This window comes from Pseudoflavitalea rhizosphaerae (assembly GCF_003991355.1).
Lineage (GTDB): Bacteria > Bacteroidota > Bacteroidia > Chitinophagales > Chitinophagaceae > Pseudobacter > Pseudobacter rhizosphaerae.
Window position 1 is genome coordinate 187,103 of sequence record NZ_RCSU01000013.1, and the last position, 15,666, is coordinate 202,768.

The window sequence follows — 15,666 nt, forward strand, 5'->3', positions numbered from 1 at the left end:
GCTTATTGCTGCGCGTAGAACTGGTGGAAATATGGGATCGTTTCGATGCCCTTGTAGAAATTGGCCAGATCGAATTTCTCATTGGGAGAGTGCAGGTTATCGCTGTCCAGACCAAAGCCCATGAACACGATCTTCACACCCAGTTCCCTTTCCAGCGTGGTACAGATAGGAATACTTCCGCCACCGCGAACAGGAATGGGTTTCTTACCGAATGTAGTTTCGTAAGCCTGGCTTGCTGCCTGGTAACCTTTCGATCCGATCGGGGTCATATAAGGTTCGCCACCATGCAGGTTCTCTGCTTTCACGGTAACGCCTTCCGGAGCGATCTTTTTAAAATGCTCCAGCATCATCGCAGTGATCTTTTCTGAGCTTTGATTGGGGACCAAACGCGCAGAAATTTTTGCATAGGCTTTCGAAGGCAATACCGTTTTTGCTCCTTCCTGGGTATAGCCACCCCAGATACCATTCAGCTCAAGCGTTGGACGGATACCGGTGCGCTCATTGGTGGAGAAACCTTTTTCACCCCAGAGTGATTGTACGCCGAGGTCGGCTTTGTATTCATTCTCATTGTAAGGAGCCTGACCCAGCATCTTCCTTTCATCGTCAGACACATTGATCACATCATCATAAAATCCGGGGATGGTAATATGATTGTTCTCATCATGACAGCTGGCGATCATCCTGGCCAGCATAGTGATGGGGTTGGCAACAGCGCCGCCGTAAACACCGGAATGGAGATCACGGTTGGGACCGGTCACTTCCACCTGGATATAAGCGAGACCGCGCATACCGATATCCATGGATGGCGTATCCAGGGAGATCATGGCGCTATCGCTGATCAGGATCACATCGCATTTCAACAGGTCTTTGTGATCGGCAACAAACTTTTCGAGATTGGGTGATCCCACTTCTTCTTCTCCTTCGATGAGGAACTTGATATTAGTGGGTTGGGAATTTGTTTTGTTCATGATCTCCAGCGCCTTCACGTGCATGTACACCTGGCCTTTATCGTCGGCGGAGCCGCGCGCATAGAGTTTTCCGTCTTTCACTACCGGCTCAAAAGGCCCGCTGGTCCAGAGGTTCAGCGGATCTGGCGGTTGAACGTCATAGTGACCATACACCAGCACTGTAGGTTTGGAGGGATCGATTATCTTTTCTCCGTACACAACCGGATGGCCGGCTGTTTCCATCACTTCCGCCTTATCGGCGCCTGCTTCCAGGAGTCGTTGTTTTACGGCGTCCGCGCATTTGCGCATGTCTTCTTTATTGGCGCTGTTGGCGCTGATACTGGGGATGCGCAACAGATCTTTGAGTTCATCGAGGAAACGATCTTTGTTCTTTTCCTGGTAATCTTTCCATACTTGCATAATGGCAATTTTTTTAAGTTTTAGCAGCCGTTCCGGGGGGCGAAGATAAAATCTTTTCAATTACAATTTGATCTCCACTGTTGCAGGCTTGCCATCGAAAACGATGGTGGCTGCGGAAAACTGTCCTGTTGCCAGCATAACCGGCTTTGCCGCCACCACTTTACCGGGCTTGCCGTTCACCAATACATCTTTGATGGTTGCACCCGGCACCAGGATCGTGAAACTGCGAACCTGTTTGCGTTTGTAAGCCGCAGGATTGTTTGTTTTCAGTTCGATACTGATCATATTTCCACGGGTTGCCCCGGAAAAAGTGATCAATTCATATTCTGCCCGTTCCAGTGTGCGTGGCTCCACGCCATCATCATCGTACCAGATATAGGAAGATGATGTTGCCGAGGGATAATAGATCAGGCTGATATTTTTGGAATCATAAGTGGCTGTATTGCGTATCACGGAATCGGTTTGCCAAACGGGAATGAAGCTGCCTGCCTTCGCATAGAGCGGCATATAATCGATCCCCGCATTTTGATCAAGCCATTGCCGTCCTTCCAGTAATTTGCTATCGGAGAAACGATACCATTGTCCTTCCGGCAGGTATACTTTCCTGGAAGTGGCGGATTCCGTCATCACAGGCGCTACCAGCAGATTGTCGCCCCAGAAATATTGATCGGTGGCATTGAATGTTTCAGGATCGCTGTAATCATAATAATACAAAGGACGCATCAATGGTTTTCCTTTTGCTGCCTGTTCGTAGGTAAGTGAATAATTATAAGGTAATAGTTCATAACGGAGACGGATATACTTTTTTACGATTTCCTGAGTGTTCGCATCCCAGAATACCGGTTCAGACGGAATGCTCTTTACAGTTTTATCATAATCTTCCAGCGCCGTTCCATGGGGCCGGAATACAGGCGTGAATGCAGCGAACTGCAACCACCTGGTATACAATTCTGCATCTGCTTTTTCCGCCATGGCAAATCCACCGGCATCGGAATGCACATAGGGAAGTCCGCTGAGGCTCATGCCCATCATCACAGGCCATTGCGCCTTGAGGCCGCTCCAGCTGCGGGCTACATCGCCTGTCCAGGGAAACACGCTGTAACGCTGGCTCCCGGCAAATCCTGCGCGGTTGAGATGGAAGAGCCGTTGATCAGGATAATCATCGCGGTATTTTTCATACAGCATCGCACTCCACTGATGGCCGTAGAGATTATGGACCTCATCGGCACTAACGGGTCTGTTGATACCCTGGTCTTTCAGGTTATGCATGATGGAATTGGGATGCTTTTCCGGTTCGCCCAGATCGCTCCACCATCCACTAACGCCATTGGCTACCTGCTTTTTGTACAGCTTCCACATGAACTCGCGCGCCGGCTTTCTGAAAATATCTATCAGTCCGCCTTCTCCAAAATAAAGGTCCTGGTATGTGAATGGCTTTCCACTTGCATCCGTTGCCAGGAAAGGTGTGGCTTCTGCATAATTGCGTGTACCTTTCAGAAAGAATGGTTCTGTGATCAGAACGCTCCTGATATGCTGCTGACGGAATTGTGTGAGCATGTTTTTAGGGTCTGGCCATTTGTTGGTGTTTACCCAATCGAAATTGCCGAGTGTTCCTTTGATATCATCTCCGAACCAGAAAAGATCGAAAATGAGACCATCGACAGGAAATTTTGCAGCCTGCATTTTTGATACAATGTCTTTCACCTGTTCTTCGCTACGGTATCCGAATCGCGACATAAAATTGCCCAGGGCCCAACGTGGTGGCAGGGGTTGTCTTCCGGTGATAGAAGTATAATTGAACATGATCTCATCCAGGTTCCTGCCGAACACTACGTAGAAGTTGAGTTCGCCGCTCACGAAACCTGCTTCCAGCGTGGTTTTATCAGTGAGGCCAATATCAAAATAACCTTTGGAAGGATTATCGAAGAAAAGTGCATAGCCATTGGAAGAAATCAGGATGGGCACAGAAAAATTGAGGTTCTCCGCCCCCAGCCCATAACCATAGGAGGGACTGTTGTACAGGTTGATCCTGTAGCCGCGGCGGTCCATCGGAATGGCGCGCTCACCGCCCCCCAGCCAGCGTTCACCATCGCTGAGCATGAAACGGAAACCGCGGTTATTGTCCTGCGCAAAATAAGTTGCGTTCTTCACTTTTATTTCCCTGCCCTGCCGGAAATAGAGCTTGTCCCGCTGAATTACCACGCTGAGCCCGTTCCCGAACTCGATGGTCTGTGAGTTGGCAACAGTAATTTTGGTTTGCGTGGGTTGCGGATTACCGATCACTGCATTGCTCATCAGCTCGTTACGGTTATAATCCGATGGGCGGTAGGTGCTTTTGATCACCAGGTTGCCATAGGGTGTAAACACCCATTGTCCGTCCTTTCCCTTAAAAACCACTTCGGTAGCCTTGCCATTGAAAGGATCTTTTCCTACATTGTTCACGATCACCTGCTGCGCTGAGGCTGCCACCATCAGCAACGAGAACCCAATCAATAACAGTATTTTTCGGTTACTCATATTCGTTATGAATTGTGTTTTAGGAATTAGGATTGCAACTTACTGATTCGGGATCAGATTATTAAATATTGAACGGGAAGGTGTATCCCCCCGAATGATTTTTAACTATATTAGCAAGATCATTTCGTTATGGCCAGCCACACGATACAGGCGAACTTAGTAGACATCACAGGGGAAAAGATCTATCCAGCCGAGGTTTTCATCGCGGATGGAAAGATCGCATTCATCCGTGAGATCAGCCCTGATCAACTGGCAGCTTCCTGGCCAGGCGAATCACCTCCTTTCTTACTTCCCGGCTTCATAGACAGTCATGTACATATTGAAAGTTCCATGCTGGTGCCCTCGGAATTTGCGAGGATCGCCGTATTGCATGGCACAGTTGCTACCGTCAGCGATCCCCATGAAATTGCCAATGTCTGTGGTATGAAGGGTGTTGAATTCATGATCGAAAATGGCAATACGGTGCCTTTCAAATTCTATTTCGGTGCCCCGAGCTGCGTGCCTGCCACCAGGTTTGAAACCGCAGGAGCCAGCCTGGATGCAAAAGAAGTAGAAGCATTACTACAAAAAGATGCGGTAAAATACCTGAGTGAGATGATGAACTTTCCGGGAGTATTGCACAGGGACCCGGAAGTGATGGAAAAGATCGAAGCGGCCCACAGGCTTGGCAAACCTGTTGACGGACATGCTCCCGGACTTCGTGGGGAAGCGCTGCAACAATATATCGCCGCCGGCATCAGTACAGACCATGAATGTTTCACCCGTGAAGAAGCCGGAGAGAAATTATCGCTCGGCATGAAGGTGCTCATTCGTGAAGGAAGCGCTGCCAGGAATTTTGAAGCACTGATCGATCTCATGCACGATCATGCAGATAATATGATGTTCTGCAGTGACGACAAGCATCCCGACAGCCTGGTTGAAGGTCATATTAATCAGCTTTGCGCAAGAGCAGTGGCAAGAGGCATCGATGTTTTCAAAGTGCTGAAAGCTGCCTGCATCAATCCTGCCGTGCATTACGGATTGAATACAGGTTTGCTGCGCGAAGGCGACCCTGCGGATTGTATTCTCGTGAAAGATCTGCAACAGTTCAAAGTGATCAGCACTTATATAGATGGAAAGCTGGTAGCTGATAAAGGTGTGTCGCTGATAGCAAGACAAGCCATTCAGCCCATCAATAACTTCCATGCAGAACCGAAAAGGATCTCCTATTTCAAGATCCCTTACAATGGGGAAGCTACCATACCCGTGATCGAAGCGCTGGACGGGCAGCTGATCACCAACCGGCTGAACATGGCGCCAACGGTCAAAGACGGGATGATGGTATCCGACCAGGACCGCGACCTGCTGAAAATAGTAGTGGTGAACAGGTACAATCACGGGAAGCCGGCCGCCCGGGCTTTCATTAAAAATTTCGGATTGAAGAACGGCGCTATCGGATCTTCGGTGGCGCACGACAGTCATAATATCGTAGCCGTTGGAACAGATGATGAAGCCATCTGCATGGCCGTAAATGCAGTGATCGCCACACAGGGCGGCATCAGTTGCATCGTCCGCTTCAAAGACAGCAGTTTTCATCACAATACCCTTGAAACACACCTCCTTCCGCTCGGGATCGCAGGCCTGATGAGCGCTGATGATGGCTTCAATGTAGCCACCAAATACACCGCTATGGACCATCTTGCCAAGAGTTTGGGTACTCCATTATCCGCTCCTTACATGACCTTAAGTTTTATGGCATTACTGGTGATCCCACATCTGAAACTAAGTGATCTGGGTATTTTTGATGGTGACCAGTTTGCATTAATACAGTAAAGGAAATCACTTATTTATACAAATAACTTTCATTACAAGTGATTCTTTTTGCTATCTTTAATTACCCAATTCGGGTCAACTAGTATCTCACTGTCCTCTGGAAGATTAGATGAACTACCGTAATCCCTGATCAGGAACCTATGTTTTTGTGAACCCCCAACCTAAACATTTATAGATCGTAGTATGCCTTTACACAATCAGCCAGCCGAACAGTGGATGTCCAGAACCACTATGCCTGAATCTCCCATAGTGACCGTTGCGAAAGTATTGAACCCAATCAGCGCGGATGCACAGGCGTATGTGAACCAGAAAAGCTTTGCCCACCGGTTACGCAAGAACGAAATGTTGTTCACATCCGGTGAAGTCTGCTCCCACCTTTACTTTGTTCGAAAAGGAATTCTCCGTGGTTATGTGAAAGATGGTATCAAAGATATCACCACCTGGATCACAGGTGAAGGCGAATTCGTTTCGGCCATCGCCAGTTTTCAACTGCAACAGATCACAGCAGAGAATGTGCAGGCCATCGAAGATTGCGAACTTACAGGACTTCACTATGATGACCTGCAATATCTCTACGAGAATTTTCCGGAAGCCAATATCGTTGGCAGGAAGATCTATGAGAAATATTATCGCGATGCGGAAGAGCGCGCCTTCATTGCACGCCTCACAGAAGCCACTTCCAAATACAAACATTTCATTGCCACCAAGAGCCAGCTGCTGAACCGTGTTCCCCTAAAATTCATCGCCTCCTACCTGGGAATGACACTGGAAACGCTGAGCCGCATCCGCAGCAAACTCTCGCAAAGCAGGCAATAAAGAAATTTCACCGACCATTTTCCGGCATTCACCGGAACCCGAACGCCAATAGCAGGCCAAAGCTTGCTGGTACGCATCCCTGACTGTAGATTTGTTGAAAAATAAGCAAATGGACAGTATACAGCAGGATTCAGCCAGCAATCAGGATCAGCAGCACCCACCCAGAAACAAAAAGAATTTGTGGGCAGGGCTGATCCTGTTGGCAGTGGGAGCCATCCTGTTACTCAACACACTCGGCGTTGATTTCCCCTCCTGGATCATCTCCTGGCCCATGGGCCTCATCGTGATCGGACTTGCCATTGGCGTCTCCAATAAATTCAGAGACTTCTCCTGGCTGGTTGTTTCAGGAGTTGGTGCATTCTTCCTTATCAGCAGATTATTTCCCGATGTACAGGTTTATCGTTTCATACTTCCTGTAGCCTTCATCGCCGTAGGACTCATTGTTCTATATGGCGCCAAAGGAAGCTGGTTCTCCAGGAAAAGAAGGAACGAAGACAAACAGTATGGCTTTGTTACTGATGATTCCGGCCCTGTCACGGAAGACCAGCATCTGGAACTGATAGCAGTTTTCGGAGGAATCAAGAAGACTGTTTACAACAAGAATTTTCGTGGTGGCGAGATCGTTACCATCTTCGGAGGGGGTGAAGTGAACCTGCTGAACGCCGATTTCAATGGCACTATCATCCTCGAAGTAGTTCACCTTTTCGGTGGCGTAAAACTGCAGGTGCCCTCCCACTGGGAAGTGAGCACTTCAGAAGCCGTAGCTGTATTTGGCGGGATAGACGACAAACGCAATATTTCTGTTCCAACAGATCCCACCAAAAAACTGATCATCCGCGGCACCATCATTTTCGGTGGGCTCGATATAAGAAGCTATTAAACAAATTTATCTTCCTTTAAATCCATTTTATGAACTGGTACCTCGCAAAGATCGTTTACCGGATACGCTGCGGAACTGACGGAGATCAACATGCGCAGTTTGATGAACAACTCAGGTTGATCTCAGCAGAAAACGAAACCAGCGCTTTCGAAAAGGCTACTGTCATCGGTACACAGGAAGAAGAGGACTTCCTGAACGAGAACGAAAAAATGGTAAGATGGGAATTCATCAACGTGAGCGAACTCTACCAGCTTTCAGCCCTCATAGACGGAGCTGAACTTTACTCCCGCATCCAGGAAACCGACAATGCAGAGCTGTTCACTGAAATGGTGCACCGCAAAGCTGCGCATATACAGAACAATATCACTCATAAGATCCTGCAACTATTCTAAATCTGAATAATGGCCGCATCCATTCTGGCATCAAGGCGGAACAAGCTGATTGTTCTGGGCAACTGGTTGCTCTGGACCACCCTGCATGCCTATGTGCTGAATGAATGGGGTCTCAGCTGGAACGACAGCTCCATCGATGCTGCCATCAACAACTCCGTTTTGCTGGTATGCTGCTTCCTTCTTATTGCCAACCTGCATTATTACCGGCCGAGAAAAGGATTGCTGCCTTACCTCCTTCTCATCTGCAGCGCACTGAGCGCCCTCACCATGTGTGGCGCTTATTATATCCTCAAATCCACCATGGGAGATGATCCGCAGTACATGGAAATACTGGAGCATTCCAAAGGAGTCCGCTTCAGCATCGCCCTGCTGATGACCGGAGGCGTAGCGCTTGTGTCTGAACTCTGGTACACACTGGAAGAACAAAAGGACCAGGAAAAAAGAAGGGCAGATGCCGAAAAGATCGCACGTGATGCAGAGCTCTACCAGTTAAGACAACAACTGCAACCACATTTTCTTTTCAACAGCCTCAATTCCATCAGCGCCCTCGTTAGCTTCAAGCCTGCCGAAGCCAGGAAGATGATCCAGCAACTATCAGATTTCCTGCGCGGCACACTCAGAAAAGAAGAACAACAATGGATCAGTCTCGCGGATGAACTGAAACACCTGCAACTGTATCTCGAAATAGAAAAAGTAAGGTTCGGCCATCGCCTGCAGACAGTGATCACACAATCAGACAACACCAGCGAACTCCAGATCCCGCATATGCTTTTGCAGCCCGTTGTAGAGAATGCCATCAAATTCGGGTTGTACGACACCACCGGAGAAGTGGAGATCAGGATCGAAGCCGCCATTCAAAACAATATGCTCACACTGACAGTGCAAAACCCTTTCGATCCGGCAACGGCGGCGCCACAGTCGGGAACCGGCTTTGGGCTCCATTCTGCACGCAGAAGGCTTTACCTGCTATTCGGGCGTCAGGACCTGCTGAGCACCACATCGGCCAATAATATCTTCATCACTACCATCAAAATTCCACAGCTATGATCAAAGCAATACTGATAGACGATGAGCCCCTGGCGCGAATGATCGTGAACGAATACCTCCAGGCATTCCCGGAGATCACAGTGGTACAGGAATGTAACGATGGTTTCGAAGGTGTGAAAGCCATCCAGCAACACCAGCCGGACCTGGTTTTCCTGGATGTGCAGATGCCCAAGATCAATGGCTTCGAAATGCTGGAACTCATAGACAATCCGCCAGCCATCATCTTTACTACCGCTTTTGATGAATATGCCCTCAAGGCCTTCGAGAATAACGCTGTGGACTACCTGCTGAAACCTTTCAGCCAGGAAAGGTTCGATAAGGCCCTCCGCAAATGGATCGATCAGCAAAACCAGCAACAACCCACCGCTTCAAAAGAACAAACCGAATCACTTTTGCAGGAAGCCGCAACAGGTTCGCCGCAAAATCAGCGCATCGTGGTGAAAACAGGTAGTAAGATCCGCATCATTCCCATTCATGAAGTACTCTACCTGGAAGCTGATGATGATTATGTGAAAGTACATACTGCTGATGGCGTGTTCCTGAAGAACAAGACCATGACGCATTTTGAGCAGACACTGGATCCCCGCCAGTTTGTGAGGACCCATCGTTCCTATATCGTTAATGTACAGATTATCACCAGACTGGATGCCTACGAGAAAGAAAGTTACCTGGCTGTTCTCAATACCGGTGGCACCAATCCCGTGACCGTTCCCGTAAGTAAGACTGGCTATGCTAAACTCAAAACAGTATTGGGAATCTGAAAAAGAATTTATTCACCAAAAATGCCACTCTATTTTTCCTTTCGGTTTTTTCGATTATTTTCATCCCCATCATTTCCGCCGGTTCGCTGACCCAACCAAATATTCACCGCCCTTTTCGTTAAATCCAATTTCTATCGTGCAGCCCATTGGTTCAGGCCATAATATAACTGTGATGGACACCTGATTTTTTTTGTGTTGATAAACTGACAAACCTTAGCATATTCCTTATCCGAATTTCCGATGCGGCTGGTTATATCCTGCCGGGCAATGAATTACAGCATCCTAAAACTATCTTTCCTAATGAAATCGGATATGGCGTTAATTGCTGCGCTGCGCAGAAGGCAGCCGGAGGCGGTAAGAGAACTGTTCAACCGGTTATATAAACCGCTCATCTATTTTGCCGAGAAACTGGTGAATAACAAACATGAGGCGGAAGACATCGTTGGCACTTCTTTCTTCAAGCTTACAGGGCGCATTGAGCAATTCCCCACATACCGTGATGTGAAAGCTTTTCTATACATTACAACAAGGAATGAATGTCTCGATTATCTAAGAAGGACCGCGCGTAATGAAACAACCCAGGACCAGCTGCAAAACCTGATGGATTATAACGATGCGCAGGCCGACGATGAAATGCTGCGCGCCAGGATCCTGCAGGAAGTGTATAACGAAATAGAACAACTTCCTCCACAATGCCGCAAGATTTTCAAACTGATCTTTAGTAAAGGAATGACCACCAGACAAATTGCAGATGAGCTGGAACTCTCACCTCAAACAATTCTGAACCAGAAAGCAAAAGCACTGAACCTGTTGAGAGGAATACTGGTTAAAAAGAATCTGATGCCGCACTCCACCTTTTTCCAATTGTTTTTGCTAATTTCGATTGAGTTTTTCCTTTGACATCTGATCTTTCCCAACCCGCGCCAGGCACAGCTTTTATGCAATCATTCCAGGCTGACCCACGCATGTTGCCAATACAAAGTCATTTCCGGGCACAGAAGCCTGACCGCCGTTTTTCCACCGAATAAATACCAATGACAAACGATAGAATTGAAGAACTGTTAGCTAAATTCCTTGATGGAGATATTTCTGCTGATGAAAAAGCGGAACTGGAACAATGGCTTGCCTCAGACCAACGTCATAATATCTTTCAGTTTGTACATAAGGAAGAATGGGTGAAGAAAGGTATTGCAGAGCTGGATAAAATAGACGTTGATTCCGGGTACGAAAAATTCGTCAATAAATATCAGTCGCAGGACCAGGATACCGGCCCATTCGATACGCCCGCACCTGCACAAAGCCGCAGGCGTTGGCTGAGGATCGCTGTTGCCGCAGCAGCAGTGTTTATTGTTTCGCTTGGCAGCTGGTACTATTTTTTCAGAAATGTGCCACCACTGCAGGCGAAGGATGATCCCGCCAATCGTTACCTGAATGATATTGCGCCGGGCGGCAATGTAGCCACCCTTCAACTCGCAGACGGCCGTACCATCCGGCTTGACCAGTCTGCAAACGGACTGCTCGCCGATGAAGGCGAAGCCACAATTCAAAAAACTGCGGAAGACAAACTGGAATACAGTACTTCCAAAGTAGCCAATAAAGGCGCTGACCTATTTAATACCATCAGCACTCCATCAGGCGGCCAGTACCGCGTTGTATTGCCCGATGGCTCGAAGGTTTGGCTGAATGCAGCTTCCTCCATCCGTTTTCCACTGTCCTTCACCGGCAGTGAACGCAGGGTGACCGTTTCAGGAGAAGCTTTCTTTGATGTGGTGCAAGTGAAAAAAGGGCAAACAAAAATTCCGTTCATCGTGAATATACAGCAGGCCGCAGGAACTACCGGTGAAGTACAGGTGCTGGGCACCCGTTTTAATGTGAATGCCTATAATGATGAAGCCACGGTAAGGACCACATTATTACACGGCAAAGTGCGCATCGTTCCTGCCTCACAGCCCGGCCAGGCAAAACTGATACAGCCCGGGCAGCAGGCTGATTACAACAACAAAGGAGATGTAGCCATCAATACACCAGACACCAGCAGTACCGTGGCCTGGCGGGAAGGAAAATTCATTTTCCAGAACGAGCCCATCCAGGGAATCATGCGGCAATTATCCAGGTGGTACGATGTAAAAATCGTTTTCAAAGACAATATCGATGCCCGTTTTGTGGCCACTTTCCCCCGCAATATCCAGCTGTCAGAAATGCTGAAGATCCTGGAAAAAACGAATATCGTCCGCTTTGCCATCGATGGTAAAACGGTTACGGTGATGCGCTGATCCGGGTTTTATTTCCCCCTGAAATAACGTGGCGGAAATCCAAAATACTTTTTGAATACTACCGAGAAATTCGCCATGTTCTTATAGCCGGTGAGGCGCGCGATCTGCTCAACGGGTATATGCGTTTCATGTAATAGCGCGCCGGCGCGTTCCATCCTCGCTTCCAGCAGGTATTCAAATATACCTGCACCGTAGATCTTGAGGAATCCGCGTTTCAGCTTGTGGGCAGTAAGCCCCCGGCGTTTGGCGAGTTGCTCTACGGAATAAGACCTGTCCAGCTGCTTCAACAAAAAAGCTTTCATCTCATAAATGGTTTCCACTTCCGCTTCACTGAGTTTTACAGCGGCAGGCACTTTGTAGTTGATAGTCCTGTGCAGGGCCATCAGCAACAATTCATTCACTTTGGCATCCAGGTACAATTGACGCAGCGGGCCTGTGTACGTATTGTTAAGGATGTCTTTGATGATGGCCATCATTGCGGGCGTGGCAACCAGCGGAGCGCTGCCTGCCAGTGCAGCTCCATTGCTGCTTGCGCGGTCCAGCAAAGCTGCAGCCAGCGGGAAGTGAGCAGCCATGGGCTTCAGGAATGCCGGAGTGATGCAAAGCTCGAAACTGGAATAGAGCCGGTCCTTATCGAACCTCAATTGCGTTTGCCCCTTTGCGTTATAGTACATGGCGAACGAGCTTTCATGCATCCACCAGTCCGGAAGTCCTTTCGCCTGGTAGTGAAAACTGTTGCGGATCATGAAGGGGATCCTGATCAAGGGATGATCATCGGTGATGGTAAGTGCGTCCTGATGTGGTAACTGATAAGTGTTATACCAGATGGAATAATTGCTGCCGCTCAGTTCCTGGAGGAGGTATTGCCCATTGGGGCCTGAAGCAACAAGGCATTTTGCATCTGGTAATTTGTATTCCCACAGCATGGTGGGCATACATGGGGACAGGGTCACCTGTCCGGTGATTTCGGATAGTAGGCTTAATGGCATGGTAATAATATCTGATTAGTAACAAGGTCCCTGCGCAGAGGCAGGTTATCAAATTTCGAACATTGGTTTGAAAACGCGTTATTTTATGCGGAGTTTTTTCCCAATACCAGCCGCAATTTGTAAGGGTTTTTGTGTATTTATGCTTAGATGCTTTGGGTTATTTTGTAATTTAAACTACCTTCAAATTAGATTCTTTACCGCTGATTTATCACCTTTCAACAGCCAATTAACGTGGAAGAAGACGCGTTAATTGGCAGATCTACTCCCTCTGAAATTAATTTGCACCCATTGTAATCCTTAAACGCTAGAATTGGCTCAGGCTCTGGTTGGGCATACTTAAAAACTATAGCAATGTCAACCAGCTTTAATTTCCCGTTCGCCGCAGAGGCTACAACAGGTTATTTCGAAGCACATCCTATGAGCAGCAGTCCCCTTGAAATCGGACGGACTATGCTATGTAAACCTGTTTCCTATGCTGCAATTCAACAGCACCCCGTGTGCACCAGGTTCTTTCCATTGAATCAGCTCACCGTGAAAGTGAGGCTGTTATGCCTCGGAACTGATCTGCCGGTGATCTACAACTGGCTCCCATGGCGTTTTACAAGGTTCATGAAAAAAGACGCGCATATCCGCCATCTCAATGAAACCTACAATTGCATCGCCGATTCCAGCTCCGTACAATCTTTCTTTGTTCAGGTAAATGAAACTGCTGCTGCACAGGTGGATATTCATCACGCCATTCAGGATGATATCAGCGCCTACTATGAAGCAAAACCCGGCGATTACCGCCTTCAACTGCTCATGGACCCTGAAAAAGAAAACAATCAGGAATGGACATTGGGCATCCTTCAGACCTTCCAGGATTTCTTCTTTTCATTTACAGAAGTGGAAAGACTGCTGTTCTCACTGGATGAAGACAGTAACCTGGATTGTATACTGAGTAAAGCAGGATTTACTCTGGAGGCGCAAGTTATTACGCCCGACAAAAAAGTAAAACTGTATCGTTGCGGCAGAAAGATTGTTGCCTAAGATCAAGCTTCTTTCATCAATACCGGCAGTGAACTATCGCAGCCGGTATTTTTTATTTTGAACTTCCCTCTTCGCTTGTTCAATAGCGTTATCCAATGCAGAAGATGCCCCTTCAACCGGAATATCTTTCATCGTCTCCAGCACATTCACATAATATTGCTGCCATACTTTCAGGATATGCGCTTCATCACCCACTGCATTTCCTTTTTTGATATTTTCCTCCCCCAACGCCAACTCCGTACCCAAACGCCTGACAGCACTGTTCTTCAGGTCGTTCACCAAAGCAATGGCGGTATTATTTTCTGCTGTGGTGAGCAACCAGGAAGTAACCAGCGCACTTACACCTACATGTTTCATGGTTTCACCGGAAACTTTATCGAACCGGTCAGCATCGGTATGATAGAACACATCAGTGAAATGCCACATCAGTAATCCGGGTATTTTCGCATTGAGGAATGGCGTATGATCACTGCCGCCTTCAAATGGATTGGTATTTACCACCCAGTTATTATCCGCCGCTTCATTCAGGCAGCGCGTTAGCAAAAGGTCGTTGAAATAATGGGGAACGATAGCAGATTCAGGTAAAGGACTTCCGCCCCATTCGGAATGCTTATCATTCCCTCTCGTCCAGACTGCTGAAGGATCGGGCATTTTTTCAATCAGGAAGCTGCCGCCTGTTTTTTCCGTATCTTCTCCCACCATATCGAGACTACATCCCCATTTAATTCCGCGGGCCCTGTTTGAGTCCTCCAGGATATACCTGCGGGTAGAAACAATTTCATCGCCCCATAAAAATGTGATACTGCGTTTCGGGTCCAGCTCACCGGAATGCACAAGCGCAGCAGTCACTCTCGCCATTTCGGCCAGTGTGCCCACACCCGTTGCATTGTCATTGGCGCCGGGTTCCTGCACATGCGCACTGAATACGAACCTTTCATCAGGCTTCTCCGAGCCATGCACATCGGCAACAATAGTGAGCTCTTCCGAATCGTAGATCTTAGTTCTCACCATCACTTTCAATTTCACAGGCCCCTTTGCCAGTGCAGCTTTCAGGCGCTCCCGCGCTGCATAAGATAAACGTATCCCCCAGCCCGGGTTGTTCTTATTGTAGCCGATAGAGCCAAACTGAATAGAGTGTGTATATTTTTCCGGTTGCGTGTAGGTGGGCATGGCATAACCGAGCGCTCCCAGTGCGCCGGCCTTTATTGCTTTTGCATAAACGCCTGACACATCCGTATTGCTCATTACGATCTTTCCTTTCAGATCTTGTTTCCAGTCTTCTTCATTTTGGACCAGCACCAGGTCCGCCGTTACACCCCCTTCGGGAGTGGAAGCGGAATTGATGGAGATCATATTTCGGTTGGTCTTGAAGCTCAATAACGGCATGGATTCTCCTTCTATGACCACTTCTGCATCCACGGGCTCCCATGCTGGCCGGTTCATGGCGCGACGTTCGATACGATAGGTAAGCCTTGCACCTGCAGGCGCAGTAGATTCATTTTCATAACCTGCTTCTTTCAATTGCTTCTCCACGAGGTGGATACTTTCATTGAAACCTGTATTACCCGCAAGTCTCCAACGGCTTTCCACAAACGCAACAGTATTGAGTGCATTGGTCTCCCGGAAATTTTTTCTTGCGAGCGATGAATATTTTTTTTCTGTCAACGAAGGTTGAGCAATTGCGGAAATAGAGAATAACAATAAAGGCAATAGCAGTGATCTCATGCGATTAGTATGATTAAGCAGGGGCTGGCAGTCGCTCGCCTCCCGGCGAGTGACTTCT

Annotated in this window: 13 protein-coding genes; 9 read left to right on the plus strand and 4 right to left on the minus strand. The window is 47.9% G+C overall.

Annotated elements, in window-relative coordinates; translation table 11 throughout:
- Positions 1 to 2 precede the first annotated feature (2 nt).
- Together D9Y29_RS20940 and D9Y29_RS20945 are read right to left on the minus strand one after the other, a co-directional pair.
- Complete coding sequence (locus D9Y29_RS20940; protein ID WP_127131936.1) at positions 3 to 1,367, minus strand: dipeptidase; 1,365 nt, start codon at positions 1,365 to 1,367, stop codon at positions 3 to 5.
- A gap of 60 nt (positions 1,368 to 1,427) precedes the next feature.
- Positions 1,428 to 3,884 carry a TIM-barrel domain-containing protein gene (locus D9Y29_RS20945; protein ID WP_127131938.1) on the minus strand — a complete coding sequence of 819 codons (2,457 nt, stop codon included), beginning with the start codon at positions 3,882 to 3,884 and terminating at the stop codon, positions 1,428 to 1,430.
- A gap of 129 nt (positions 3,885 to 4,013) precedes the next feature.
- On the opposite strand from D9Y29_RS20945, the gene ade reads away from it, so the two are divergent.
- The 8 genes from ade to D9Y29_RS20985 all read left to right on the plus strand — a co-directional run bounded on the left by ade (position 4,014) and on the right by D9Y29_RS20985 (position 11,865).
- A complete protein-coding gene (gene ade, locus D9Y29_RS20950) occupies positions 4,014 to 5,696 on the plus strand; it encodes an adenine deaminase (RefSeq protein ID WP_127131940.1) in 1,683 nt (560 codons plus the stop codon).
- A 183-nt stretch (positions 5,697 to 5,879) separates the two neighbouring features.
- Complete coding sequence (locus tag D9Y29_RS20955) at positions 5,880 to 6,512, plus strand: Crp/Fnr family transcriptional regulator (protein ID WP_127131942.1); 633 nt, start codon at positions 5,880 to 5,882, stop codon at positions 6,510 to 6,512.
- Positions 6,513 to 6,621: 109 nt separating this feature from the next.
- Complete coding sequence (locus D9Y29_RS20960; RefSeq protein ID WP_127131944.1) at positions 6,622 to 7,392, plus strand: LiaF transmembrane domain-containing protein; 771 nt, start codon at positions 6,622 to 6,624, stop codon at positions 7,390 to 7,392.
- Between the two features lie 29 nt (positions 7,393 to 7,421).
- Positions 7,422 to 7,784, plus strand: coding sequence for a DUF4288 domain-containing protein (locus tag D9Y29_RS20965; protein ID WP_127131946.1), 363 nt, complete (start codon positions 7,422 to 7,424; stop codon positions 7,782 to 7,784).
- Positions 7,785 to 7,793: 9 nt separating this feature from the next.
- Positions 7,794 to 8,831: a sensor histidine kinase gene (locus tag D9Y29_RS20970; protein WP_127131948.1), complete on the plus strand. Its 1,038-nt coding sequence runs from the start codon at positions 7,794 to 7,796 to the stop codon at positions 8,829 to 8,831.
- A complete protein-coding gene (locus D9Y29_RS20975; protein WP_127131950.1) occupies positions 8,828 to 9,592 on the plus strand; it encodes a LytR/AlgR family response regulator transcription factor in 765 nt (254 codons plus the stop codon). Before D9Y29_RS20970 ends, D9Y29_RS20975 begins: the two co-directional genes overlap by 4 nt.
- Positions 9,593 to 9,904: 312 nt before the next feature.
- On the plus strand, positions 9,905 to 10,492 hold the full coding sequence (locus tag D9Y29_RS20980; RefSeq protein WP_164735504.1) for an RNA polymerase sigma factor: 588 nt from the start codon (positions 9,905 to 9,907) through the stop codon (positions 10,490 to 10,492).
- Between the two features lie 134 nt (positions 10,493 to 10,626).
- Complete coding sequence (locus D9Y29_RS20985) at positions 10,627 to 11,865, plus strand: FecR domain-containing protein (protein ID WP_127131954.1); 1,239 nt, start codon at positions 10,627 to 10,629, stop codon at positions 11,863 to 11,865.
- An 8-nt stretch (positions 11,866 to 11,873) separates the two neighbouring features.
- Here D9Y29_RS20985 and D9Y29_RS20990 read toward each other — a convergent pair whose 3' ends face one another.
- Positions 11,874 to 12,818, minus strand: a complete 945-nt coding sequence (locus D9Y29_RS20990; RefSeq protein WP_164735505.1) for a helix-turn-helix transcriptional regulator — start codon at positions 12,816 to 12,818, stop codon at positions 11,874 to 11,876.
- Between the two features lie 387 nt (positions 12,819 to 13,205).
- Between D9Y29_RS20990 and D9Y29_RS20995 the strand changes: the two genes are divergently transcribed.
- Positions 13,206 to 13,883 (plus strand): GNAT family N-acetyltransferase, encoded by a 678-nt coding sequence (locus D9Y29_RS20995; RefSeq protein WP_127131958.1) that lies wholly within the window; start codon positions 13,206 to 13,208, stop codon positions 13,881 to 13,883.
- Positions 13,884 to 13,916: 33 nt separating this feature from the next.
- Here the strand turns inward: D9Y29_RS20995 and D9Y29_RS21000 are convergent.
- A partial coding sequence (locus D9Y29_RS21000) for a M28 family peptidase (protein ID WP_241238004.1) occupies positions 13,917 to 15,666 on the minus strand: 1,750 nt, incomplete at its 5' end.

Bases quoted from the DNA above. Each gene is read 5' to 3' on its own strand.
- D9Y29_RS20940 (WP_127131936.1), bottom strand. From the start codon at position 1,367: ATGCAAGTATGGAAAGATTACCAGGAAAAGAACAAAGATCGTTTCCTC.
- D9Y29_RS20945 (WP_127131938.1), bottom strand. From the start codon at position 3,884: ATGAGTAACCGAAAAATACTGTTATTGATTGGGTTCTCGTTGCTGATG.
- ade (WP_127131940.1), top strand. From the start codon at position 4,014: ATGGCCAGCCACACGATACAGGCGAACTTAGTAGACATCACAGGGGAA.
- D9Y29_RS20955 (WP_127131942.1), top strand. From the start codon at position 5,880: ATGCCTTTACACAATCAGCCAGCCGAACAGTGGATGTCCAGAACCACT.
- D9Y29_RS20960 (WP_127131944.1), top strand. From the start codon at position 6,622: ATGGACAGTATACAGCAGGATTCAGCCAGCAATCAGGATCAGCAGCAC.
- D9Y29_RS20965 (WP_127131946.1), top strand. From the start codon at position 7,422: ATGAACTGGTACCTCGCAAAGATCGTTTACCGGATACGCTGCGGAACT.
- D9Y29_RS20970 (WP_127131948.1), top strand. From the start codon at position 7,794: ATGGCCGCATCCATTCTGGCATCAAGGCGGAACAAGCTGATTGTTCTG.
- D9Y29_RS20975 (WP_127131950.1), top strand. From the start codon at position 8,828: ATGATCAAAGCAATACTGATAGACGATGAGCCCCTGGCGCGAATGATC.
- D9Y29_RS20980 (WP_164735504.1), top strand. From the start codon at position 9,905: ATGGCGTTAATTGCTGCGCTGCGCAGAAGGCAGCCGGAGGCGGTAAGA.
- D9Y29_RS20985 (WP_127131954.1), top strand. From the start codon at position 10,627: ATGACAAACGATAGAATTGAAGAACTGTTAGCTAAATTCCTTGATGGA.
- D9Y29_RS20995 (WP_127131958.1), top strand. From the start codon at position 13,206: ATGTCAACCAGCTTTAATTTCCCGTTCGCCGCAGAGGCTACAACAGGT.